Annotated in this window: 19 protein-coding genes; 9 read left to right on the top strand and 10 right to left on the bottom strand. The window is 62.0% G+C overall.

All coding sequences use genetic code 11. The features are described from left to right. Positions 1-278 precede the first annotated feature (278 nt). Positions 279-752 (top strand): hypothetical protein, encoded by a 474-nt coding sequence (locus tag LPB072_RS07445; RefSeq protein WP_066093405.1) that lies wholly within the window; start codon positions 279-281, stop codon positions 750-752. Between the two features lie 53 nt (positions 753-805). Here the strand turns inward: LPB072_RS07445 and LPB072_RS07450 are convergent, their stop codons facing one another. Continuing rightward, positions 806-2395: an MFS transporter gene (locus LPB072_RS07450; protein WP_066093408.1), complete on the bottom strand. Its 1590-nt coding sequence runs from the start codon at positions 2393-2395 to the stop codon at positions 806-808. A 317-nt stretch (positions 2396-2712) separates the two neighbouring features. Here LPB072_RS07450 and LPB072_RS07455 point away from each other — a divergent pair, with 317 nt between their 5' ends. Beyond that, positions 2713-5880 (top strand): PAS-domain containing protein, encoded by a 3168-nt coding sequence (locus LPB072_RS07455; RefSeq protein ID WP_066093411.1) that lies wholly within the window; start codon positions 2713-2715, stop codon positions 5878-5880. A gap of 427 nt (positions 5881-6307) precedes the next feature. On the opposite strand, the gene LPB072_RS07460 is transcribed toward LPB072_RS07455, so the two are convergent. Then, positions 6308-7231 carry an AraC family transcriptional regulator gene (locus LPB072_RS07460; protein WP_066093414.1) on the bottom strand — a complete coding sequence of 308 codons (924 nt, stop codon included), beginning with the start codon at positions 7229-7231 and terminating at the stop codon, positions 6308-6310. A gap of 107 nt (positions 7232-7338) precedes the next feature. Between LPB072_RS07460 and LPB072_RS07465 the strand changes: the two genes are divergently transcribed. Continuing rightward, the gene (locus LPB072_RS07465) at positions 7339-8118 is read left to right on the top strand and encodes an SDR family oxidoreductase (RefSeq protein WP_066093417.1); all 780 of its coding nucleotides are present in this window, start codon (positions 7339-7341) and stop codon (positions 8116-8118) included. A 381-nt stretch (positions 8119-8499) separates the two neighbouring features. Here LPB072_RS07465 and LPB072_RS07470 read toward each other — a convergent pair whose 3' ends face one another. The 3 genes from LPB072_RS07470 to LPB072_RS07480 all read right to left on the bottom strand — a co-directional run bounded on the left by LPB072_RS07470 (position 8500) and on the right by LPB072_RS07480 (position 12217). Further along, positions 8500-10182 carry an FG-GAP-like repeat-containing protein gene (locus LPB072_RS07470; protein WP_066093420.1) on the bottom strand — a complete coding sequence of 561 codons (1683 nt, stop codon included), beginning with the start codon at positions 10180-10182 and terminating at the stop codon, positions 8500-8502. 171 nt (positions 10183-10353) lie between these two features. After that, positions 10354-10872 (bottom strand): GNAT family N-acetyltransferase, encoded by a 519-nt coding sequence (locus tag LPB072_RS07475; RefSeq protein ID WP_082877058.1) that lies wholly within the window; start codon positions 10870-10872, stop codon positions 10354-10356. A gap of 445 nt (positions 10873-11317) precedes the next feature. Further along, on the bottom strand, positions 11318-12217 hold the full coding sequence (locus LPB072_RS07480) for a LysR family transcriptional regulator (protein ID WP_066093423.1): 900 nt from the start codon (positions 12215-12217) through the stop codon (positions 11318-11320). 122 nt (positions 12218-12339) lie between these two features. On the opposite strand from LPB072_RS07480, the gene LPB072_RS07485 reads away from it, so the two are divergent. Continuing rightward, positions 12340-13305: a DMT family transporter gene (locus tag LPB072_RS07485; RefSeq protein ID WP_066093426.1), complete on the top strand. Its 966-nt coding sequence runs from the start codon at positions 12340-12342 to the stop codon at positions 13303-13305. Positions 13306-13397: 92 nt separating this feature from the next. On the opposite strand, the gene LPB072_RS07490 is transcribed toward LPB072_RS07485, so the two are convergent. The 3 genes from LPB072_RS07490 to LPB072_RS07500 all read right to left on the bottom strand — a co-directional run bounded on the left by LPB072_RS07490 (position 13398) and on the right by LPB072_RS07500 (position 15850). Beyond that, on the bottom strand, positions 13398-14600 hold the full coding sequence (locus tag LPB072_RS07490) for an ammonium transporter (protein WP_066093429.1): 1203 nt from the start codon (positions 14598-14600) through the stop codon (positions 13398-13400). A 196-nt stretch (positions 14601-14796) separates the two neighbouring features. After that, complete coding sequence (locus LPB072_RS07495) at positions 14797-15237, bottom strand: DUF3465 domain-containing protein (RefSeq protein ID WP_082877059.1); 441 nt, start codon at positions 15235-15237, stop codon at positions 14797-14799. A 109-nt stretch (positions 15238-15346) separates the two neighbouring features. Beyond that, positions 15347-15850: a bacteriohemerythrin gene (locus tag LPB072_RS07500; protein ID WP_066093432.1), complete on the bottom strand. Its 504-nt coding sequence runs from the start codon at positions 15848-15850 to the stop codon at positions 15347-15349. A 120-nt stretch (positions 15851-15970) separates the two neighbouring features. On the opposite strand from LPB072_RS07500, the gene LPB072_RS07505 reads away from it, so the two are divergent. Next, positions 15971-16309, top strand: coding sequence for a DUF805 domain-containing protein (locus LPB072_RS07505; RefSeq protein ID WP_066093434.1), 339 nt, complete (start codon positions 15971-15973; stop codon positions 16307-16309). Between the two features lie 13 nt (positions 16310-16322). Here the strand turns inward: LPB072_RS07505 and LPB072_RS07510 are convergent, their stop codons facing one another. Together LPB072_RS07510 and argH are read right to left on the bottom strand one after the other, a co-directional pair. Next, positions 16323-17453, bottom strand: coding sequence for an HDOD domain-containing protein (locus tag LPB072_RS07510; protein ID WP_066093437.1), 1131 nt, complete (start codon positions 17451-17453; stop codon positions 16323-16325). 143 nt (positions 17454-17596) lie between these two features. Next, on the bottom strand, positions 17597-19048 hold the full coding sequence (argH, locus tag LPB072_RS07515; RefSeq protein ID WP_066093440.1) for an argininosuccinate lyase: 1452 nt from the start codon (positions 19046-19048) through the stop codon (positions 17597-17599). 213 nt (positions 19049-19261) lie between these two features. Between argH and LPB072_RS07520 the strand changes: the two genes are divergently transcribed. From LPB072_RS07520 to LPB072_RS07535, 4 genes are all read left to right on the top strand, one after another. Further along, the gene (locus tag LPB072_RS07520; RefSeq protein ID WP_231943459.1) at positions 19262-20251 is read left to right on the top strand and encodes a sensor histidine kinase; all 990 of its coding nucleotides are present in this window, start codon (positions 19262-19264) and stop codon (positions 20249-20251) included. A gap of 35 nt (positions 20252-20286) precedes the next feature. After that, positions 20287-21027, top strand: a complete 741-nt coding sequence (locus LPB072_RS07525) for a LytR/AlgR family response regulator transcription factor (RefSeq protein ID WP_066093443.1) — start codon at positions 20287-20289, stop codon at positions 21025-21027. A gap of 100 nt (positions 21028-21127) precedes the next feature. Beyond that, complete coding sequence (locus tag LPB072_RS07530; RefSeq protein WP_157559250.1) at positions 21128-21760, top strand: hypothetical protein; 633 nt, start codon at positions 21128-21130, stop codon at positions 21758-21760. A 30-nt stretch (positions 21761-21790) separates the two neighbouring features. Next, positions 21791-22066 (top strand): DUF2164 domain-containing protein, encoded by a 276-nt coding sequence (locus tag LPB072_RS07535; protein ID WP_066093449.1) that lies wholly within the window; start codon positions 21791-21793, stop codon positions 22064-22066. Positions 22067-22074 lie beyond the last annotated feature (8 nt).

Here is a 22074-nt window from a genome sequence, read left to right on the forward strand (position 1 = left end):
CTCCAACCCTCTCAGCGCTCAGCGATGCGGTGCAACGAGACCACCGACATGCCGGGGTTTTGTGCTCACCCCTGCGCGAGGGAAGCAAGGGCCCCGGCAGCACGCAGGCCAGCTTCGCTGCCACCGCCCCGCGCAACGCCGAGGCCAAAACGGTCACCGCACCCTGCGGACTGACCGCAGAGGGCCCGATCCTGTGCGACGCTTTGGCCAATTGGTTAAAATATAGGGTTTACCCGAATCGTTCGGGGAAAACCTCGCATCGACCCTGACCATTTTTTGTGAACAACCTTCAATTTGCCATCTTGCTGGCCACCGTTCTTTTCGGGGGGCATGCGGCGCTTCACCGGTGGGACATCCGGCAGACCCGCCGTGCGTTGCTGCAACGCGCCTTGCGTTTCCCTGAATACGTGGCGCGAGCCTGGGTGGAGGGACAGGCAGATGACGGCACGGCGAAGCTGTGGCTTCAGTTCACCGGCGGACAGCCCCACGTGGCCGCCCAGGGGCGCACTGCGGTGCCCGAGGCGGTCGCCCGTTTGAGCGCAATGGGCATCGACGTTGAATGTGGTGCTTTGCAGAAGAAAGAACTGGGTGCAGGCATTGGCGGGCATGTCAGCGGGCAGTCTGGCCAGCAGCGTTCGCGCGCGCTTTCAGATGTCAGCCCAACGGCCCTCGCCCGGCTTTTCCGCTGGCGCTTGCAGTCCATGGTGCGCCGCGCAGGCGCCTTCGCCCGGCGTCTCAAGCAGGCAGGGTAGCAATGCCCCCTTTGGGGCGGATTTGACTGTTTCGGCGCCGACCAGCCCGCTCATCAGCGCTCGGCGATGTAGTGCTGCAAGACCACGGAAGTGCCGGGCTGGAGGAAGCCCAGGAGCTGTGCTTCCAGTTCCTTGTCGGCCACCGTGGTGCGGGCGCGCTGGTGCAGATAGTCGGCCCAACTGGACACGATGAACCGCTCCACGTAGCGATTGGATTCGCCCAGGTCGTGGTAGATGCGCCAGAAAGTGGCGCCGTCCCGTCGCCGGGGGGCTTTCAGCAGCGACAGTGCGTTGAGAAAATTGGTCGCTTGACCCGGCACGATGCGGTAGCTCAGTTCCACCGCGATCGGGCCAGCACTGGGCTGGGGGGCGTCGGCCACCATCAAGTCCTCAAAAGGAACCACCTGGGTCACGTCTTTGTGCTCTCCCATGCGCAGCGGGAACAAAGGCCCCAGCAGCGCGCCAAGCAACATCGCCGCCGCCGCCAGGCACAGTGCAGCGGGCAAACTGGCGAGGCTGGCCAGCGCACCCCACAAGGCCGAACCAAGCGCAAAGGACCCCAGGGCCGACAAGACGTGCAGGGCCGACGCGCGGGAACGCACCCAGGGTGGCGCGCTGCCTTGCGTGGCCGTGTTGTAGGTGGTCATCACGACCATCCAGCAAGCGCCACCCAGCACCAGCGCCGCATACACCAGCCAGCGGGTGTGGGACAGCGCAGACACCAGCATCACCAGCGCAAACAGCACGCCTGCGCCCACCACCAGCCGCTCCAGCCCCAGGCGCTGGCGCAATGCCCCAAAAAATACCCCGACACCCACGGCTCCCGTGCCCAGGCAGGCCATCAGCAAACCAAAGCCCTCGGCGCCCAGCCCCAGCCTTTGCTGACCGATCACCGGTAGCAGCGCCCACAGCGCCGAACCGGTGCCGCCAAACGCGGCGGTTCGCAGCAGCTGCGCCAGCATGGGTTTGGAATGCCGGGCATAGCGCAAAGCCGCCAGCGTGCCGCCCCAGACCCGTTCGGCCGGCAAGCGGCTCAGCGGGTGGGCCCTGGGTGGCCAGCGCCGCACCGCCCACCACATGCCCATGACCCCGCCAGACGCCAAAACAAATACCCAGGCCGAGCCCAGCCAGGCAAACCAGAGTCCCGCCAGTGCCGGCCCCAGTGCCCGCGCGCCGTTGTAGGCCATGCTCATGGAAAGAATCACATGGGGCAGTTCTTCGCGCGGCCGCATCTCGCCCACCATCGAGTTCCATGCTGGCGAGAACACCGCCGTGCAGCAACCGAACAACAGGGTGAAGAACAGCACCGTGCCCGTGCCCGCCACGCCACCCAGCAACGCCGCCGACAACACCGCCACGCCCAGCGCCTGCACCACGAGGGTGCTCAACAACAAACGACGCCTGTCGGTCGTATCGGCCACCACGCCCGCAGGCAGCGCCAATACAAACATGGGCAGGAAGACAGCCGTTTGCACCAGCGCCACCACAAAGGTGGATGCCTGCAGTTCCACCATCATCCAGGCCGCTGCCATGGCCATCATGGCGTTGGCGGTGAAGTACCCGAAGCTGGCGCCCCACATACCGCGAAACGGCTTGTCCTGGAGCACCGTCCAGATGCTGGCTGGCGGAAGCGCTGAACTCATGGCGGGGAAACTCCTGTGGGTCTGACGGGTGAGCGGGCCGAATGCCGCGGAAAAAGCGGGTATGCAGGCCCGACCCAGCACAATGTAGCGTCAGGCGGTCGGGGCGACACATTCGCCTTGAACCGGTTGCGCAGCCTGGAGGCGCATCTCGGCGCTGCAGCGGGCACCCTGCGCCAACGGTTCAATGGAGCACATCAAGGCTGGATGCCAAAAGAAGGGCGGGGCTTTTGCGGGTTTTCAGATGTATCACCCATGGCTTATTCAGAGACAATCTCCGAAGGTGCAGGTCTTCAAGACGCTGGATCATCTCATTCCCCATGAACCTACCCCCATCTCCTCCCCATTCTGACCACCGTGCCGCTGCCGACAAGGTCGAGGCGGCTCGGGAAGGCGTCAAGCCAGCAGTTGCACTGCCTTATCAGGCGATTTTTGATGCATCGCCCTTGCCTGGCAGCGTGGCACGGTACAGCGACGGATTGATGCTGGCCGTCAACGACGCCTGGGTGGCGCTGACCGGGCTGCCGCGTGAGCAGGTGATTGGCCGCAAGAGCAGCGAGTTCGATTTCTGGGCTGATCCCGATGACCGGGCCAGATACCTGTCCGAATTGCCCAATACCAATTCCCACCACCTGCTCCGTTTCAGGGGCGGGCAGGTGCACCGCGTGCGGCTCCATTCAACTGTCCTGGATCTCGACGGGGAGCCTTGCCTGCTGGTCTTCATGGGCGATGTGAAGAAGGAGCACGAAACCGAGCTGGCGCTCGAAGCGGCCAACCGCGCGTTGCAACACAGGGTGGAGTTGCTGGAGGCCAGCGAGAAACTGGCACGCATGGGCCACTGGACCAACACCGATGCGAGTGCCACGGTGGAATGGTCTGCAGGGCTCTATGCCATCGGCGGCCTGCAGCCGAAGGCGGTGCTCTCGCGTGTCGAAGGCCGCAGCGGGATTCACCCCGATGACCTGCCTGCGTGGGTGGCGGCGAGAGAAGCCAGCGACAACCGGGAGCTGGAGTTCCGCTGGCTGCATCCCGACGGGAGAACACGCTGGTTCAGGACCCGCATGAGCCGCACCGATGTGGCCACCAGCGACGTGTCCAATTTCGGGATCATTCAGGACATCACGGCGGAACGGGAAGCCAAGGAACGTCTGGAGGCCCAACTGGCTTTTGTGCAAAACATCACCGCGCATGTGCCAGCGGTCTTGTTTCAGGGGCGTTCCCGTCCGGACGGCACCAGTGAGGTCTCGTTTGTGAACGATGCGGTTCGAGATCTGCTTGAGCTTGAACCTGCCCAGCTGTTGCACGACGGTTCAGTGTTTGTGGCGCGGATTTACCCGCCTGATCGCAACAAGCTCCTGTCTGCCTTGAACGCGTCCAACCAGAAGATGTCAACGCTGCACGAGAGGGTGCGGTTTGAATTGCCCGAGAAGGGTTTGAGGTGGTGCAACATGATGGCGGTGCCCCGCCAGGAAGGCGATGGCTCAGTTCTCTGGCATGGGTTCATCAACGATGTGACCGAGGCGGTGCGGGATTCGCAGTCGCTGGAGGACACGCTGAAGAGCATCAATCAGGGACTGAGCAAGGTGGATGCCAGTGGGCGAATCGTGCTGTACAACCGCCAGTGCATTGACATGCTGGAGATTCCCGAAGACTTGATGGTGAACCAGCCCAGGTTCAGCGACATGGTGCGCTTCCAGCGGGAGCGAGGCGATTTTGGAGACAAACTCGAGTGGGTGGATGGCCAGGGCAAGCGTTATCTGGCCCAGGTGAGCGGGCCCCATACCGAGTCGCAGCATGAACATTTCACCGCTCGGTATTTGAGGAAAACCCGCAGCGGGCGAAGCCTGGAGATTCGCGCTCGGAAGCTGCCTGACGGCAGCGTTGTGCGAACCTATGACGATGTGACGCCTTTCATAGAGATCCAAGAAGCGCTGCTGGCCGAGCGCCTGCAATTGCAGGCCACCACTTCGCTGCTGGGTGAAAAAACCCGGGCGCTGCAAGACACTCTGGAGAGCATCAGTCAGGGGTGGACCAAGTCGGATGCCAGCGGACGGTTCGTGATGTACAACCGGCGCATGCTGGAGCTGCTGGATTTGCCTGAGGCGCTGATGCTGGGCCAGCCGACCGGCGAACAGGTGTTGCGCTTTCAACGGGAACGAGGCGATTTCGGTCCGGATTTGGCCTACGTCGACGAAAGTATTCGGGCGCCCATGGACCGTGGAAACCTTGGTCAAATACCCGATCGGTACCTGCGACGAACCCGCGACGGCCGCACGCTGGAACTACAGGCCCATCCCTTGAGCGACGGAGGCATGGTGCGCACCTGCACCGATGTCACCTCCTACATCGCGGTACAGGAGGCTTTGCGCGCGGAGCGGCAGCGTCTGGAGTGGGTGCTTGAGGCAACCCGCCCCGGGATCTGGGAAACCGATCTGGTCACAGGCGACATGACCATCAACGCGCGTTGGGCAGACATGCTGGGATACAACCTGGAAGAGTTGGTGCCGGTGAGGTTCACGACCTGGACCGATTTGCTGCACCCCGATGACCTGCCCCTGGCGATGGATCGTCACCGTGCCCACTGCGCCCAGGAGATCCCTTACTTTGAGTGCGATCTGCGCATGCGCCACAAAACGGGGCAATGGGTCTGGGTCAGTACCCGAGGCCGGGTTCACCGCCGCGACAGCGATGGCAAAGCGCTGTTCATGTCGGGAACACACGTGGACATCACCGAGCGGGTGACCGCACAGGAAGAGGTGCGTGCGCTCAACGCCAGCCTGGAGGTGAGGGTGAACCAGCGGACGGTTGATCTGGAGCGCACGTTGAAGGACATGGAGGCCATCTCGTATTCGATCGCCCACGATCTGCGTGCGCCGTTGCGCGCGGTCAATGGGTTTGCCGCGGTGATTGCCGAGAGCGATACCGAGGGACTCGACCCTTCAACTCGCGACATGTTCGAGCGCATCGTGCGTTCGTCGCGCAACATGGGGCAGATGCTCACCGACATGCTGAGTTTGCTGCAAGTGGTCAGGGTGGAGCTGGAACTGGTGCCCGTTGACATGGGCAAAATAGCCCAGGACGTGGTGCGGACTTTTGCGGAGGAAGTGTCCCCGGTGACCATCCACTTGCAGCCCCTGCCTCCGGCCATGGGTGATGCAAGCCTGTTGCGGCAGGTGTATTCCAACCTGGTGGACAACGCGGTGAAATACTCCGCAGACCAGGCCTCGGCCAATGTCTGGATTGGCCACGATGCCGCTCGCGGGGCCTATTTTGTGCGCGACAACGGCATAGGTTTTGACATGGCGCATGCCAACAAACTGTTTGGCTTGTTTCAACGCCTTCACGCAGGCAGCAAAATTCCTGGCATGGGCGTTGGCCTGGCGATCGTTTCGCGGATCATCGAGCGACATGGGGGCCGTATCTGGGCCGATTCCCAACCCGCCGTGGGAACCACCTTCTGGTGGACCTTGCCCGACGGTCCTGGTTGATTCGGTTCATTGAAGTATTCCATCCCGTTCGGGCAGCGCCTGTTGAAGCCCTTCGGAAAGCCCAGGGTGAGCGGTCGTCAGGTTCCTGTTCCACGGGGCTCCTCTCTGGCTCGGACGCTCCCCTGATGCGTTGGCACAGCGAAGTGGGTGCCTTCGCCCTGGTCCCCGCTTTGTTGTGATCCGCCGGGTTTGTGCAAAAGAGGGTGCGCGCAGGATCAGTCCTTCGCCGTTGATCGGGGTGTTTCAAAACGGGAGCCCGGGCATCAACCCTGCTGCGGGTGTCAGGTCAAGGGTTGAAGGGTTGTCTTGACATGGCTTGCCTGATGCGACGCGGCTCCCGTTTCGTATGCGCCATACCGATGCAGTGTTGGGCGAGCGGAACACCCCGTTGACGAGAGCCGGTTCATACCCCCGGCCTGGGCTTGTGTCAGGCGTTGCGCAGGTTTGCATGTGCCCGTGTGTATTGGGAAGGCGGCAGCCCCACATGGCGGGTGAATGCCACGCTGAATGCGCTGGCCGAACCGTAGCCCACCTGCTCGGCAATATCGGCCATGCCGCCGGCCTTTTTGTGATCGCGCAACAGGTTCTTGGCCAACGCCATGCGCCACCGCATGAGGTATTCCATGGGGGGCACGCCCACAGCGCGGTTGAAGCGCTCGAAGAACGCCGAGCGCGACAGCGCGGCCTCTTGCGCCAGTTGCGCCACCGTCCATGGAGCGGCCGGGTTTTCGTGCATGTGGCGGATGGCCCTTGCCAGGCGTTCATCGGCCAGGGCGCGCACCAGACCCGGTGGCGCCGCCGTGCCTTCCGATGAACGCAGGGCTTCGATCAGCAACACTTCCAGCAGCCGCTCCAGAATCACATCGCGTGCAGGCCGTTGCGCGCGCGACTCTTCCCTCACCAGTTGCACCAGCGTGGCCAGTCGCTGCTCGCCGCGCACCACCACGAGTTGCGGCAACAACGAAACCAGCAACGCCGCATCGGGCGAGCCAAAAACACAGTGGCCGATCAACATCCGAACATCGGGTGGCCCGCTTGGCACGCCCAGTCTGACCTCGCCATCGGGCCGCATCACAGGCGGGGTCTCCAGCGCATCGGTTGAAGCCTGCGGTGGGTGGCTGGTCATGGCAAAACCGCAGGCCGCCGGAATCAGGGCGAAGTCACCCTGGTCGAGCGCGACCGGTTCGTTCCCATCTGCGGTGAGCCAGCAAGACCCTTCCAGCACCACGCAGTAAAAAGGCTGGCCTGTTTCAGCGCGGCGCACCCGCCAGGCGCCGGCCCCGCCCACCCGTTTTGAAAAGGGCGCACGCGGTTCAAGCAAGGCCACCACTTCGGCCAGTGGATCCAGCATGGCAGGACTCCTGATGATGATAAACAGATCTTTGATTGTAGTAAGTCCGGCGCCACCGACCTACAGTCTGGGCTCTGGCAACCCCTCAACCCCCTACTGGAATTTTCATGAAAACCGTTTTGATCACCGGCTGCTCCTCCGGCTTTGGCCTGGAAGCCGCCCAAACTTTCCTCAGCCGAGGCTGGAAAGTCATTGCCACCATGCGCACACCCCTTGAAAGTGCGTTGCCCACTTCAGCACACTTGCGCGTGCTCGCCCTCGATGTCACCAGCTCTGAGAGCATTCTCCAAGCCATCGATGCGGCCGGACCGATAGACGCCTTGGTCAACAACGCGGGCATTGGCGTGATGGGCACTTTGGAGGGAATTTCCATGGCGACCGCCCGCGAAGTGTTCGAGACCAACACCCTGGGCACCATCGCCATGACCCAGGCCGTGCTGCCCCAGTTCAGGCAACGCAAGGCTGGCGTGATCGTGAACGTCACCTCCAGCGTCACGCTTGAACCGTTCCCCCTGCTCGCCGTGTACACCGCCAGCAAAGCCGCGGTCAACGCCTTCACCGAGTCGATCGCCCTGGAACTGGCGCCTTTCAACGTCAGGGTGAGCCTGGTGCTGCCCGGTCGCGCGCCCGAAACCCGTTTTGGTCAAAACGCCCAACCCCGCATGCAAGGCGGCATACCCGAGGCCTACGCTGTGCTGGCGCAAGGTGTGTTTGCCGAATGGGCGAAATCCACCGCCATCACGCAGTCGAGCGACGTGGCCGAAGCCGTGTGGCGGGCCGTGACCGAGCCGGCTTGCCCGATGCGCTTGCCGGCTGGTGCGGATGCGGTGGCGCTGGCAGGGTCGCTGCAGGCGCCGCGGCGGGGAAAAGACGAAGGGAATGTCTGATCTCGATTGCTGCAAAGGCACAAGTCTGCAGCTTCACCACCCTCCAGGCCGCGGCCATGGGCAAAGGGTGAGCCTGACCACCGGGTCCAGCCAGACGCGTGACCCGCAAGACCAGGATTTGAAACGCAACCGGAATTGCTCTAAAAAAGGATCGAGTGGTGTCGAGCCCTGACCTGCGCGACAAAGTCCGGCATGGCCGCCGCCGTGAGCCTGAACCAGGGCATGGAAACCGCGACGAAAGGCTGGTCATGGGAAGCGGCAGGTGGCTGGAATCAGGGCGAAATCGGCACCCCCCGAAGACTGGGTTCCCGTGCCGCATGTCGGCCCGAGAAGGAGTGCCAGCCCGGATCCCCTCCGTCACTTGCTGAAATCAAAGGACAGCTATTGTGGAAATGACAGCTTGTCTTCAATGTTGTCGGTGGTCACGATGTGTGCGCCATTCACGTATGCAGGAATGAGCCAGGGTATCCAGGTGGAGGGCCGCCGGTTCAACACGATTGAAGAGGCCATCGATGGAAAGGAAACTTTCTGGACCACGTTGCTCTGGTAAAAGGTGCCGTCGCCTCCCGAGGTCCGAACCAGCCACACAGCTCGGTTCGCTCCCGATCCCGTGACTGTGAAATCAAGCACAACCCCTTCATTGGGTACCGCAGGAAGGTGCAACGCAGTGGCCGCCGAAAAATTGCCTGCACCTGGATTGAGGAAGATGGACGTCGGTGCGGCATCAAACTCGTGCCCTGCGAGCAGCAAGTCCAGCAAGCCGTCTTCGTCTACATCGATCAGTTCTATGCTGTAGTAGTTGCCTGCATTGCGGATAGAAGAGGGCAGTCGCGAAGGGGTTTCTCGCGTGAAAAAGCCAGCGCCGTCGTTGAGCAGTGTGATGGCGCGATCCGCCTCGAAATTGTTCACCACGATGACATCGACATCGCCATCACCATCAATGTCCGCCGCGGTACCTCCATGGAAGAAGCCGACATCATTGGAGGCATCGCGAACGGTGTATGTCCCGTTGGCCTGACTCACGACGAGTTTGTTTCTTTCACCTGGAAAGGGATGGGTGTCGTATCCGTGGCAGACCACAAAGATGTCGGGTCGGTTGTCGCGGTTGAAGTCGGCCACCAACGCTTTGCGGGGATGCAGGCAACCATTTGCCTGGGCGAGCAGCGTGGAGGTTTGAACCAGGCTTCCGTCGGGTTGCCGGGCGAAGAACTCAAATCGACTTGGCGTGGCTTGAGATTCCGGCAGCCTCACGTCATAGGTACCAACCGCTCTGAAAAAATCCAGGTGGCCATTGCCGCTGAAGTTCCCATAGGCCCTGATGGTGTTGTCACCAAACGGCAGGACCTGGGGCACCAGGCCAATTGCCTTGAAGTTTTTGTATGAGGTTACCGCCGCAGGCACCACCGCGGAGCTGGCAAAAACGAAATAGCCGATGCCCTCAAACGTGTATTGCGGCAGGGTGTTGACGATGGTGTCTCGTTCCGTCGCACTGTTGCTGTAAAAGTGGTAGCCCTTGTCGCCCAGGAAAAACCGGTAAAGCGGTACCCGGTCCGAGCCGCTGGTTTTGCTGGCGAAATAGGCAACGCCCTCGAAGGCAAACTGAGGCAATCTGGCCTGAACCAGAGCCCTTTCATCTTCGCTGATGGTGTACAGGTGCACCCCCGTGTCGACGTTGAAAAACCGGTACACAGGACTGAGACCTTCTGCGGGCGCACTGCTTGCCGCAAACCCGGGGCCTTCATATTGAAACTGGTGCAGCGTATTCTGTACGGTCTGCTTTTCCGTTTCGCTGATGGTGTAGAAATGGGCTCCTGTCAGGGTATTGAAGAAGCGATGCACTGAAACCAGGGTGCCTGGGGCAGCTTTTTGGACAGGCGCTGCCATTCGCTGCTCTGACGAGGTCTCGGATGCAGCGCGCTGCAATTCGGCCCGACTCAGCTCGGCGGCTTTGGTCAGCAGGGCCTTCGTCGATGTGTTGTTCGACGTTTGGGCGGCATTTGCTGTGGGCCCAGGCTGCGGGAGGTCGCTGTTGCCGCCACCGCAAGCGGCAAGTGCCAGAGCCATAGCGATCCCCAGGACCCTAACTGTTTGATTGAGCATTGCAGCGGTCCAGGTGGGGTTGCACATTGGTTTGCGAAACCGGCACGGTTTTGCAAGGAGAGGGACAGGATGCGAGCGACCGAGCCTCGGTGCTTTTCCCGCGAACGGTGCAGCAGTGTCGCCTGGGCTTCATGTTCACACCATCTTTAGCGTCATGAACCGGCTGAACGGATCAACCGGGTAGTCCGCAAACGGCCCAGTTTCCACAAATCCAAACCGTCGGTACATGGCCATTGCCGGCTCAAACCCGTGCGTTGAGCCGGTTTCCAGACTCACCCTTGCATAACCGCGGCGGGCGGCGATAGCGAGCAGTTCGGTCAGGATGGCTTGGGCGGCGCCCTGGCGCAGGTGACGCGCGGTGGTGCGCATGGATTTGAGCTCACCGTGCAAAGGATCGAGCTCTTTGATGGCGCCGAAGGCCACCAATTGATGGTCTGCTTGCCCGTCATCGTTGCCTTGGCGCCAGGCAGTCAGGAACGTGATGCGGGGTTGGCGCAGGGCGCCGAGGTCCAGTGCATGGACCTTGTCGGGCGGCGACTCGGCGTGCATGCCGGCGAGGTGTTCGCGCAGCAGTTCGATCACTTGCGGGTGGGTGAGTTCGCGGTCGATTCGAAGGGTGAGAGGGGCGCGGCCCTGGCTTGGATGTGTTGGCATGACCCGCCCTTTATGGCCTTGATTTTCAGGCGATTGTGCCTCTGTTTGTACCAGGTTGATTCCGGGAGGCCGTTCTTGTGGCGCAACACGCAAAAACCGCTCCGAGGAAGGGCCTTTGTGTGGTTTGAGGGCTGGGCAAACGCAAACGCAAACGCCAGAGCCCGGTGCAGTCGGCCTGCCGTTTGTCCGTGAGCAAAGTCGATGCGGCCTGACAAGGCGAAGCGTCGCTTGAACTGACTGGGCCAGGTTCTGAGGTCGGGATCGGGTGCTTGTGCCCGCGCGGCCGTCTGGCCAGTCACGCCTGGATTTTTGGGTGGCTGTGTGGCGCCGCTGTCGGCATTGCAATGAACGTCCAGCCCTGACCCGTCATCGTTGCTGACCACCTGGGGTGAAAAACGCCGTGTGAGGCCGCAGAACTTTGTGGGAGGGGGTTCATGCAGCGGCCTCAGGCCGGGGTTTCTGCCGCGAGGCGCAACCGGTCCAGCAGTGTGCGCACGGCGGCCGAGCGCTCGAAGCGGCGATGCACGACCATCAGTTCGGACACAGCCTGCACGTCTTGCAAGGCGCAGAAAGCGACGCCGGGCAGCCTCATGACCCGGGCCGATGCGGGCAACAGGGCGACGCCCAGGCCGGCGGCCACCAGTCCGATGGTCGAGCTCATCTCGCTCACCACCATCGTGTGTCGTGGGCGGAAGCCGGTCTTGGCCAGCAACTGCTGCAAGGTGTGGCCCAGGCTGAGGCCGGGTGGGTCATCTGGCTGTAGCAGGGTGTCCTCTGCCAAGGCTGACAGCGGGATGCTGGTCTGCGCGCTCAGTCGGTGGCTTTCCGGCAAGACGGCGATCAGTGGTTGACGGCACAAGACAAAGGACTCGCAGTCGTCTACAGCAGGCGGCAGCGGCCCACGGGTGACCGAGAGGTCGACGTCCCCGTTTTGGACCGCATCGGTCAGGGTACCGCCCAGGCGCAGCAGCATCTCGATCACCACATCCGGGTGGCTGCCACGGAAGGCCGCCAGGCTGCGCACAAAGGGTTGCTCGGCCAGCGCGCTGCTGACAAAGCCGATCACCACATTGCCGGTTTCGCCTCGTGCAGCCCGCTGTGCCGCGCCGGCGGCTTTGTCGGCGTGGTGCAGTGCGGCCCGTGCTTCGGCCAGAAAGGCGTCGCCGGCTTCGGTCAGCGCGATGCGGCGATGGGCGCGCAGAAACAGTTGCACGCCCAGTCGATCCTCCAGTGCACGGATGTGCTGGCTCAACGCCGGCTGGGCGATGCCCAGGCGTTGTGCGGCTCGGCCAACGTGCAGCTCTTCGGCCGTGGTCACAAAATACCGGAAATGTCGAAAGTTCAATGCGATCCAATCGATATAAATTTTCTTATCGAAAATGTATCACCTATGCAATTGATCTTATGTTGATGCGGGCTCAGAATGGCGCCTCAACGTGTCCTCTGCTCCGGCCCCCACGCACAACCATGTCCCACCCGAATCCATCCTTGTTTGCCCGCCCTGCGGCACTGTTCCTGCTGGCGACTTTCTGTTGCCTGCTGTGGGGCAGCGCCTATCCGTCGATCAAGTATGGCTACGCGATGTTCGGCATCGCCCGCCACGACGTGGCCAGCCAGATGGTGTTTGCCGGCGTTCGTTTCGTCGCAGCCGGGGGGTTGTTGCTGCTCGCCGGCGCTGTGATGGGCTGGGGTCTGCGCATCCAACGGCAAGACTGGGCCAGTGTGGCAGTGCTGGGCCTGACCCAGACGGCCTTGCAGTACATCTTTTTCTACATTGGCGTGGCCAACGCGAGCGGCAGCAAGAGTTCGATCATGAACGCCACGGGCACCTTCTTTTCCGTGCTGCTGGCGCATTTCATTTACCACAACGACCGTCTTTCGGGTCGGCGCATGCTGGGCTGCCTGGTGGGTTTTGTCGGCGTCGCCGCAGCCAACTACGGCCCGACACTGCTGCAGCCCGATTTCACCTTGGCCGGTGAAGGATCGATTGTGCTGGCGGCATTCGTGCTGTCGGCGGCGACGATCTACGGCAAGAAGCTGTCGCAGCGCCTGAATCCCGCGGTCATGACGGGCTGGCAGATGGCCATTGGCGGTTCGGTGCTGTTGGCCGGCGGCTGGCTGTTCGGCGGGCGGATGGAGGCGTTCACGCCCGCCTCGACCGCGCTGATGACCTACATGGCCCTGCTGTCGGCACTGGCCTTCAGTATCTGGAGCAACCTGCTCAAACACAACCCGGTCGGGCGGGTGACGATCTTCAATTTCCTGATCCCCATTTTCGGCGTCGCCTTGTCGGCGATCTTTCTCGGTGAAGACGTCTTTGAGTGGAAGTACGGTGTGGCCCTGCTGCTGGTCTGTGCGGGCATCTGGCTGGTGACGGCCGAAAAACGCCCGGTTCAATCTTCGCCTGCCGTGCCGCAGCCGGCATGCGTCTAGAGCGCCCGCCTCGATTGCCCGAACCATAAAAAAGGCGCTCGGGGGAGCGCCTTTGGCGTGGCAAGGGTTCAGCCTCGAAGGTCAAACCCGGTTCACCAGCTCACTTCCCGGTCAGGCGTGGCGCTGATGCGGTGGGCGGTGAGGTCGGCGCCTTCGTATTCCTCCTCCTGGGTGAGGCGAATGCCCATGGTGGCTTTCAACGCGCTGTACACCACGAAGCCACCGAACGCGGCCCAGACCACACCCATGGCGGTGCCGATCAGTTGGGCAGTGAAGCTCACGCCGCCCAGGCCGCCAAAGGCTTGCTGGCCGAAGATGCCGGCGGCGAGGCCGCCCCAGGTGCCACACAGGCCGTGCAGTGGCCAGACGCCCAGCACGTCATCGATTTTCCATTTGTTCTGCGTGAGCGTGAACATCCAGACGAAAAGGCCGCCGGCGATGGCGCCGGTGATCAGTGCACCCAGTGGGTGCATCACATCGGATCCGGCGCAAACGGCCACAAGTCCAGCGAGTGGGCCGTTGTGCACGAAACCCGGGTCGTTCTTGCCGGCAAGCAGGGCGGCGAGTGTGCCGCCGACCATGGCCATGAGGGAGTTGACGGCGACCAGGCCCGAGATGTTTTCCAGGCGCTGCGCGCTCATGACGTTGAAGCCGAACCAGCCGACGCAGAGGATCCAGGCGCCCAGCGCGAGGAAGGGGATGCTGGACGGCGGGTGGGCCGAGATGCCGCCGTCTTTGCGGTAGCGGTTGGCGCGGGCGCCAAGCAGGATGACGGCGGGCAGGGCAATCCAGCCGCCCACGGCGTGCACCACGACGGACCCTGCGAAATCGTGGAAGGCGACGCCGGTGGTGGCGGTGATCCAGTCCTGGATGCCAAAGTGGCCGTTCCAGGCGATGCCTTCAAAGAAGGGGTAGACGAAGCCGACGATGACGGCGGTTGCGATCAGTTGGGGCCAGAATTTGGCCCGTTCGGCGATGCCGCCCGAGATGATGGCGGGAATGGCTGCGGCAAAGGTGAGCAGGAAAAAGAACTTCACCAGCTCGTAGCCGTTTTGCTGGGCAAGTTGCTCGGCGCCGATGAAAAAGTGGGTGCCGTAGGCGACGCCGTAGCCGACCACGAAGTAGGCGATGGTGGAGACAGAGAAGTCCACCAGAATCTTGACCAGGGCGTTGACCTGGTTCTTCTTGCGCACCGTGCCCAGTTCAAGGAAGGCAAAGCCGGCGTGCATGGCGAGCACCATGATGCCGCCGAGCAAGATGAAAAGGGCGTCTGCGCCCTGTTTTAGTGCGTCCATACGAGGTCTCCGTGCTGGGATGGTCTATTTTGGTGAGGGAACGCCACCCAAACCGGGTTTGGGTGGCGAATTGCACCAGATGCAAGCAAAAAATGCACCAGCTTGGATGACCTGACTCACTGGTGGTGCAACGGTTCGGATAAGGGGCCCTCGCTGCGGCTGCGAGGGCGGTTGTGTGGCGCGGGCTGCGCCGGGTTCATTCGTAGGTTTTGCCGCTGTGCTTCAGCCACCCGCCCTCGTGGCGGCCGGCCGGGTCGTGGTGGGTCCAGTGAATGACACCGCCATGGGCATTCCATTCGTAGACACCATGAAAGGCCACGGTGTCGCCGGTGTTCAGTTTGTTGATGCGTGGCGCGAGATCGATGTTGTGGGCCACGAGCAGCGTCTGGCCTTCGGGCAATTCGATCAGGAATCGCTGGTGGCGGCTGCCCTGGTTGTCGTCTTTGAGCAGCTTGAACACCGTGCCTTCACCGGTCACCTGAACGCCACTGCGTTGCTCGGCGATGGCGTTGCCAAGTGGGCTCTGGCCACTGCCGTCGCTGTTGGCGGCTGGCGCTTCCGGAGGGGGCGCGAAAGTTTGGCCCAGGCCGAAGTAGAGCGCAGCAGCAACGGCGATGGAAAGTAAAAGTTTGTTCACCGCGTACTTATACGGTGGATTGGCGCTGGCCGGCTCGGCACGGATGCAAAAAAACCACGCCGCAGGGCCGTGCTGCGGGTGGTTTGATGGCCGCGAACACGGGGGAAGGTCAGCTGCAGGTCACGCTGCCGCAGCCCGACATGGTGGCGGGTGTGACCTTGCTGGCATCGGCCAGGGTTTCGGTTTCGGAGTCGAAACCCACCGATTTCAAGTGCAAAGCGAGGCCTGCATCCATAGAGGCGGCGTGTTGCGGGAACCATTCCACCAGCGCCTCGGCCAGGCGGGTGATGATCTCGGGGTCTTCGCTCTCAAAATGCGGGATCACGGCGCGCATGGTTTCCAGAATGGTGGCGTGGTGCGAGGCGTGGCAGTTGTCTTCGGAGAAGCCGGTGGCCAGCATCCAGCGCTCTTCCTGGGCGAAGTGTTCGATCGTGTGGTCGAGAAACTCGCGGTAGAGCGGCAGTTGCTGGTCTTGCGGCGTGGCGAGCAACTGGTTGAGCTTGACCACGAACGCTTCGTGGGTGTGGTCCATGCGGGCGTCGCCGGTTTCAAGCTGGGGCGTCCAGTTGAGGATGGCGGCTGTGGGCGTTGGGGTTGGGGTGGCGTTTTCCATGGGTCCAGACTGTAGTGGCAAATACCGTACCGTGGTTTGACTGGCGTCAACGCGCGGGATTCACGCCAAGGGCTGGCCTATCATCGGTTGGCTTGACAACAGCCTTCCGGAGGAACGCAAATGAATTTCCAAGACGCAGTCAAAAAATGCTTCACCAATTACGTGGGTTTCAGTGGGCGTGCAGCGCGTTCTGAATACTGGTACTGGGTGCTGTTTGTGATTCTGGGCTCGCTCGTGTTGACTTACCTCAGCGAGAGCCTGGGCTCGATTTTTTCTTTGGTGGTGTTGCTGCCCGGCATCGCCGTAGGCGCCCGCCGCCTGCATGACATCGGCAAAAGCGGCTGGTGGCAACTGTTGGGCCTGATCCCGCTGTTGGGATGGGCCGTATTGATCTACTGGGCTGTGCAACCCAGTGAAGGCGACAACGCCTTCGGCTCGACGCCCCTGCTTTCCAACTGAGGCGCCGCGGCCGTCAACCTTTCTTGACCGACCCGCCACTGAGCATCTGCTGCATGGCCTCTTGCACATCAACACTGGCCAGCGCAGCAGGCAACGCGCGCAAGAGCGGGTTGCGCAAGTGTTGATTGAGGTAGAAGGTATCGGCGCACACGTCGTCGAAGGGGTTGTAGCCTTCCAGCGATTTCAGTTGCCCCTGCGCCAGGCGTTCGCCCAGGCGGGCACACAGGTAGCTGACCGCGTTGCGTGAGTTCTCCATGCTGTCGTTGGCGGTCATCGGGGTCACCAGCACCCGGTCAATGGCTCTCACGCCGCTGACCAGCGCCTCGGGCAAGCCCCAGGCGTTCATCAGCAAGCCGCCCACTTCGCCTGCGCTGAGCTCCATCACCTCTTGTTCGCGCTGGGCGCGATCGAGGCGGCCAAGCGAGAGCCAGTCGTTGAGGGCCTGAGGCGGCATCAGTGATGCGGCCGACAAATGGCCCACAAAGCCGAGCACCACCTGGGTGGACAGGCTGCCCTGCTCGGGCAGGTTGAGCGCCTTGCTCAAGCGCACACACAGCTCGCTGGCGATGGCGCTGGCACGCCAGATGCCGTCAAACGCTTTCTGCGAGGTGGCCAGACGGGGCTTGAAGGCCTCGGCCAGCATGTATTGCACGCAAATGTTGCGCACTGTGCTCATGCCCAGGAATGTCACCGCCTGGCCGATACCCGTCACGGGTTTGTGCAAGCCGTAAAAGGGGGCGTTCACGGTGGACAGCACCTTGGCGGCGATCAGCGGCTCGCCCATCACCAGGTCGCTCAGTTCAGAGGAACTGGCACGGGCCACGAACTCGGGCGAGAGCAGCTTTTGCAGCGAATGGGGCGGACGGGGGATACCCTTGATGGCTTCCAGCAACGCGTCGCGGCGCGGAGCGTCGAGGTCTTGCACCTTGAGCCATTGGAAAGCAGCCAGCTCCGGTGGGGCAGGGAGCACTTCTGGGGCTGGACCAACCTGGCCCTCCACCGAAGCGGGACTCGCCGCAGGTTTGCTCATGGGTGTGGCAGCCCTGAGCGTGGCCTGGGCGGATGGCACGCGGCTGGAAGACTGACGACGAAAGGCCCACCAGGCCAAGGCCACAGCACACAGGCCAGCAACCAGAATCATCATGATAGACACAGTGAGCACTCCGTTCAAAGGGTTGGTCCGCGAAAAATCCGCGGTATTTATTCCCCTTATGAATCGGCTTATTGCGCCCAGTCTTGAGCGCTATCTGAAGTAAAAAGGCGGCCAAACTGGCCGCCTTTTCGGGGTCAGATCAAACGCTGCCGGTGGCGTGCGATCTGGGCCAATACCTGCGTGGGGGCTGTGCCGCCCAGGGTGTTGCGGGCGTTGAGGCTGCCGCGCAGGCTCAAACATTCGTAAACATCTTTTTCGATACTGGTGTTGAAGCCTTGCAAAACGGTCAGAGGCAGCTCGGAGAGGTCGCAATTGTGGGATACGGCAGCTTTCACCGCGTGGGCCACGCATTCGTGGGCATCGCGGAAGGGCAGGCCCTTTTTGACCAGGTAGTCGGCCAGATCGGTAGCGGTGGCGTAGCCCTTTTTGGCCGCGTCCTCCATGGCCTGAGCATTGACGGTGATGCCGCCTTCTTTTTTGCCCGTTTTGGCATCGGGTTGGCCGCCAACCATTTCGCCAAATATGCGCAAGGTGTCTTTGAGGGTATCGACCGTGTCGAACAGCGGCTCTTTGTCTTCCTGGTTGTCCTTGTTGTAGGCCAAAGGCTGGCCCTTCATGAGCGTGATCAGGCTCACCAGGTGACCGACCACGCGACCGGTTTTGCCGCGCGCCAACTCGGGCACATCGGGGTTTTTCTTCTGCGGCATGATCGATGAGCCGGTGGTGAAACGGTCGGCGATCTTCACAAAGCTGAAGTTCTGGCTCATCCACAGAATCAGCTCTTCCGAGAATCGGCTGATGTGCACCATGCACAGTGCCGAGGCAGCGCTGAATTCGATGGCGAAGTCGCGGTCGCTTACGCCGTCCAGGCTGTTCTGACACACCTGAGGCACGCCATTTTCATCCACCATGCCCAGGGTGCGGGCGACGCGCTCGCGGTCCAGCGGGTAGGTGGTGCCGGCCAGAGCGGCGCTGCCCAGGGGCAGCCGGTTGGTGCGGCGGCGCACATCGCTCATGCGCTCGACATCGCGTGCAAACATTTCCACGTAGGCCAGCAAATGGTGGGCAAAACTCACGGGCTGGGCCACTTGCAGGTGGGTGAAGCCGGGCAGGATCACTTCCACGTTTTTTTCCGCCACATCGACCAGGGCGGTCTGCAGTTCGTTCAACAGGTCAATGATGAGATCGATCTCGCCGCGCAGCCACAGGCGCACGTCGGTGGCGACCTGGTCGTTGCGTGAGCGGCCGGTGTGCAGGCGTTTGCCCGCATCGCCCACCAACTGGGTCAAGCGGGCCTCCAGATTCAAATGCACATCTTCCAGATCGAGCTTCCAGTCGAACGAACCCGCTTCGATTTCGGTGCGAATCTGCGCCAGGCCGCGCTCGATGTCGGCGCGGTCGCTCTGGCTGATGATTTCTTGCGCGGCCAGCATCTCGGCGTGGGCCAGGCTGCCGGTGATGTCGGCCAGCCAGAGGCGCTGGTCAAAGAAGACGCTGGCGGTATAGCGCTTGACCAGTTCGCTCATGGGCTCGGAGAATAGGGCGGACCAGGCTTCGGATTTTTTATCGAGTTGATTGGAGGACATGCGTTTGCCAGCGGCTGGGTAAAAAAATGAGGACCGGGCGCCGAACAGGGCGCCGGGAGCGGGAGTTCCTGGGTGGCGGCACGCGCTGATCGCGTGGCCTTTTTTGTGCACAACACCGGCGCACTGGGTACAGTGCGAGCCATGCAAGACTCACGAATTTTATCGACCTTCCAGGATCTGGCCTCGGCGCCGGGTAAGCGACCCCTGCAAGACATGCCCGCTTTGCCCTCCGACGTGGTGCTGGTATTTGACACCTGCCAGGCGGGTGTGGTGCTGCGAGCGGTGTTGTTTGTGGAAGCCATCGTGTGTGTGGCGGCGCTGTTTGGCGTGCAAAGCCTGCTCGGATGGGTGGGCCAGGTGGCCTTGCTCACGGGTGCGGCCCTGCCCGCGGTTCTCTTATGGCTGCTGGCGGTTTGTGGGCTCAAGCGCCTGATGGCAAGGTGGTCGATGCCTGTGCAGACAGGGGTGGGGGTGCTGCTTGGCGGTTTTTGCAGCTTCTATGGCTTTGGCTTGTTGGTCTGGATGGGGTTGGTCGGTAGCGAGCCCTGGCTGGCGGCCTCGGTTGCAGGGATGCTGGTGGCGGCGGTTTTGGTGACCGCGCTCATCTGGCGCGCCAAGGCCCGTGAGCCGGCCGGTACGGCAGCGCGGCTGGCGGAGTTGCAAGCCCGCATTCGACCCCACTTTTTGTTCAATACGCTCAACAGCGCGATTGCCCTGGTGCGCGAAGAACCCGCCAAGGCGGAGAGTCTGCTGGAGGACCTCAGTGAGCTGTTTCGCCACGCGCTGGCGGGCTCCAACGAAGCCGTGCCATTGCATCAGGAACTGGACCTCGCTCACCACTACCTGGCCATCGAAAAAGTGCGATTCGGCGACCGGCTGCAGATTGAATGGAGCCTGGATGAAAGCGCCTCAAGTGCCATGCTGCCGCCCCTGATCTTGCAGCCACTGGTTGAAAATGCGGTGAAACACGGGGTGGAGCCCAGCCCGACGGGTGCGGTGGTGCGCATCAGCACCAAACGCCGTGGCTCGGTCGTGGTGATCAAGGTCACCAACACCGTCCCTGCTGGCAGCGGGGTCAAAGGCAATGGCCTGGCGCTGGACAATGTGCGCCAGCGACTGGCGCTTTTACATGACATGCAAGGCCAGTTCCAGAGCGCCTTGGTCGACAACATATTTCAGGTTCGGCTGGAAATACCGTTATAAGTGGGATGGTGATTCAAACGCCATGGGAGTGATGCATGGGAATGAAGGTTTTGATCGTTGACGACGAGACGCTGGCCCGTTCCAGGCTGCGTACCCTGCTGGGCGATTGTGTCGAGCCGCGCGTGGATGCCATCGGCGAAGCGGCCAACGCGGTGCAGGCCATGGAACATGTTCAACGCGGTGCGTTTGATCTGGTGTTGCTCGATATCCATATGCCTGGCGTTGATGGTCTGGCCCTTGCCAATGCATTGCGCCAACTGCCTTCAGCGCCCCATTTCATTTTTGTGACTGCGCACGCCGAACATGCCGTGCATGCTTTCGAACTCGAAGCGGTGGACTACCTCACCAAACCGGTGCGGCTGGAGCGCTTGCAGCAAGCGCTGCAAAAGGTTGACCGCCTGTTGGCGGCGTCGGGCAACAACGAACTGAACAGCGCGGTGGAATGCCTGGTGATTCAAGAGCGCGGGCGCAGCGAGCGCGTGCCGCTGGGCGATGTGATTTACCTGAAAGCCGAATTGAAATACATCACCGTGCGCACGCTGGACCGGGAGCACATTTTTGACGGAGCCCTGAGCGATCTGGAACAGAAATACGCCCACCTGTTTGTGCGCGTGCACCGCAATGCGCTGGTGGCGCGTGCGCGCGTGCGCGCCGTTGAAAAGGTCGTGGATCCGGTTGAAGGCGAAGGCTGGATGGTGCGGCTCGACGGCGTGGAAGAGCGACTGTCGGTCTCGCGCAGGCAACTGCCTGCGGTTCGCGAAGCGCTGATGACTTGACCGGCGTTGTTGCCTGGGGTTCCCGGCGGCGCAGTTGGGGGCGGGCGCAGCATGGATGGCCACGTTAGTTGGTCCGCCTTCGTCATCCATGGCGCAAGCCATGTGTTTCTCAGTCGGGGCACAATGGCTCCGCCACAGCATCCACCTGCCCACCCAACCCCAATGGATCACCTCGGTTGAAGGTTTCATGTTCCTCGTTCGCCAGCGCTCTGCCCTCAATGGGTTTCATTACCATTTTTTGACCACTGAAGACCAGCCGATTGCGGCGCTGGAATGGCCAAATTTCGCCGATTCCCTGAAGTCTCTGGCGCAAATGGGCCACGAAACATCTCCTCTGGAGGATTTGCACATTCGCATGGCCCCCGGTAGAGCCGCTTCGGCTGACTACCGCATCAGCCATGTTTTTTTGAACCGCGAACGGCGAAAAGATGTGCGCTTCACGCTGCACCAGGGTGGTGCGCCGTTGGCCATCGGCGAAGTCCTGTTTCCGCCGCAGCGCCTTCAACGCCCGCGCATCGAGGTTGTGAGCCCTTTGAACGCGACACTGGTGCGCCACCGCACGATGGGCCGCCTGAGTTACTGCTGGGAACGGGACGGGCGCACCTTGGGCACCATCGAGGAACCCAAATGGCTCACCATGAAGCGGGAACTCTCCGTGAACCTGCCTTCGACGATTCCCTTGCCGGTTCAGATTTTCATGAGCTTTCTGGTGATCAACGACGCCTTTCGGTAGGATCGCCGGACCGTTTCAACCCGACCCAAGATGACCATCGAACTCAGCAAACCAGACCACGAACAGGCCATCGCCTCCATCGAGCGCTATTTTCGCGTCAACCGCGATGAACGAATCGGCAATCTGGAAGCTGGTGCGCTGCTGGCGTTCTTTCTGGAAGAACTTGCGCCAGTTGCCTACAACAGGGGGGTGACCGATGCCCAGTCGAACATCCAGACCCGTGTGGCCGAGGTGGATTTTGAAGTGCATCAAACCGAATTTGGCTATTGGAGCAAGTTCGACAAGGCCGCGAAAGGCAAACGCTGATTTTGCGT

Source organism: Hydrogenophaga crassostreae (assembly GCF_001761385.1).
GTDB lineage: Bacteria > Pseudomonadota > Gammaproteobacteria > Burkholderiales > Burkholderiaceae_C > Hydrogenophaga > Hydrogenophaga crassostreae.

What these genes read in the sequence shown, in the direction of transcription:
- LPB072_RS07450 (WP_066093408.1), bottom strand. Translation starts at nt 2,395, where the DNA reads ATGAGTTCAGCGCTTCCGCCAGCCAGCATCTGGACGGTGCTCCAGGAC.
- LPB072_RS07455 (WP_066093411.1), top strand. Translation starts at nt 2,713, where the DNA reads ATGAACCTACCCCCATCTCCTCCCCATTCTGACCACCGTGCCGCTGCC.
- LPB072_RS07460 (WP_066093414.1), bottom strand. Translation starts at nt 7,231, where the DNA reads ATGCTGGATCCACTGGCCGAAGTGGTGGCCTTGCTTGAACCGCGTGCG.
- LPB072_RS07465 (WP_066093417.1), top strand. Translation starts at nt 7,339, where the DNA reads ATGAAAACCGTTTTGATCACCGGCTGCTCCTCCGGCTTTGGCCTGGAA.
- LPB072_RS07470 (WP_066093420.1), bottom strand. Translation starts at nt 10,182, where the DNA reads ATGGCTCTGGCACTTGCCGCTTGCGGTGGCGGCAACAGCGACCTCCCG.
- LPB072_RS07475 (WP_082877058.1), bottom strand. Translation starts at nt 10,872, where the DNA reads ATGCCAACACATCCAAGCCAGGGCCGCGCCCCTCTCACCCTTCGAATC.
- LPB072_RS07485 (WP_066093426.1), top strand. Translation starts at nt 12,340, where the DNA reads ATGTCCCACCCGAATCCATCCTTGTTTGCCCGCCCTGCGGCACTGTTC.
- LPB072_RS07490 (WP_066093429.1), bottom strand. Translation starts at nt 14,600, where the DNA reads ATGGACGCACTAAAACAGGGCGCAGACGCCCTTTTCATCTTGCTCGGC.
- LPB072_RS07500 (WP_066093432.1), bottom strand. Translation starts at nt 15,850, where the DNA reads ATGGAAAACGCCACCCCAACCCCAACGCCCACAGCCGCCATCCTCAAC.
- LPB072_RS07505 (WP_066093434.1), top strand. Translation starts at nt 15,971, where the DNA reads ATGAATTTCCAAGACGCAGTCAAAAAATGCTTCACCAATTACGTGGGT.
- LPB072_RS07510 (WP_066093437.1), bottom strand. Translation starts at nt 17,453, where the DNA reads ATGATGATTCTGGTTGCTGGCCTGTGTGCTGTGGCCTTGGCCTGGTGG.
- argH (WP_066093440.1), bottom strand. Translation starts at nt 19,048, where the DNA reads ATGTCCTCCAATCAACTCGATAAAAAATCCGAAGCCTGGTCCGCCCTA.
- LPB072_RS07520 (WP_231943459.1), top strand. Translation starts at nt 19,262, where the DNA reads ATGCCCGCTTTGCCCTCCGACGTGGTGCTGGTATTTGACACCTGCCAG.
- LPB072_RS07525 (WP_066093443.1), top strand. Translation starts at nt 20,287, where the DNA reads ATGGGAATGAAGGTTTTGATCGTTGACGACGAGACGCTGGCCCGTTCC.
- LPB072_RS07530 (WP_157559250.1), top strand. Translation starts at nt 21,128, where the DNA reads ATGTGTTTCTCAGTCGGGGCACAATGGCTCCGCCACAGCATCCACCTG.
- LPB072_RS07535 (WP_066093449.1), top strand. Translation starts at nt 21,791, where the DNA reads ATGACCATCGAACTCAGCAAACCAGACCACGAACAGGCCATCGCCTCC.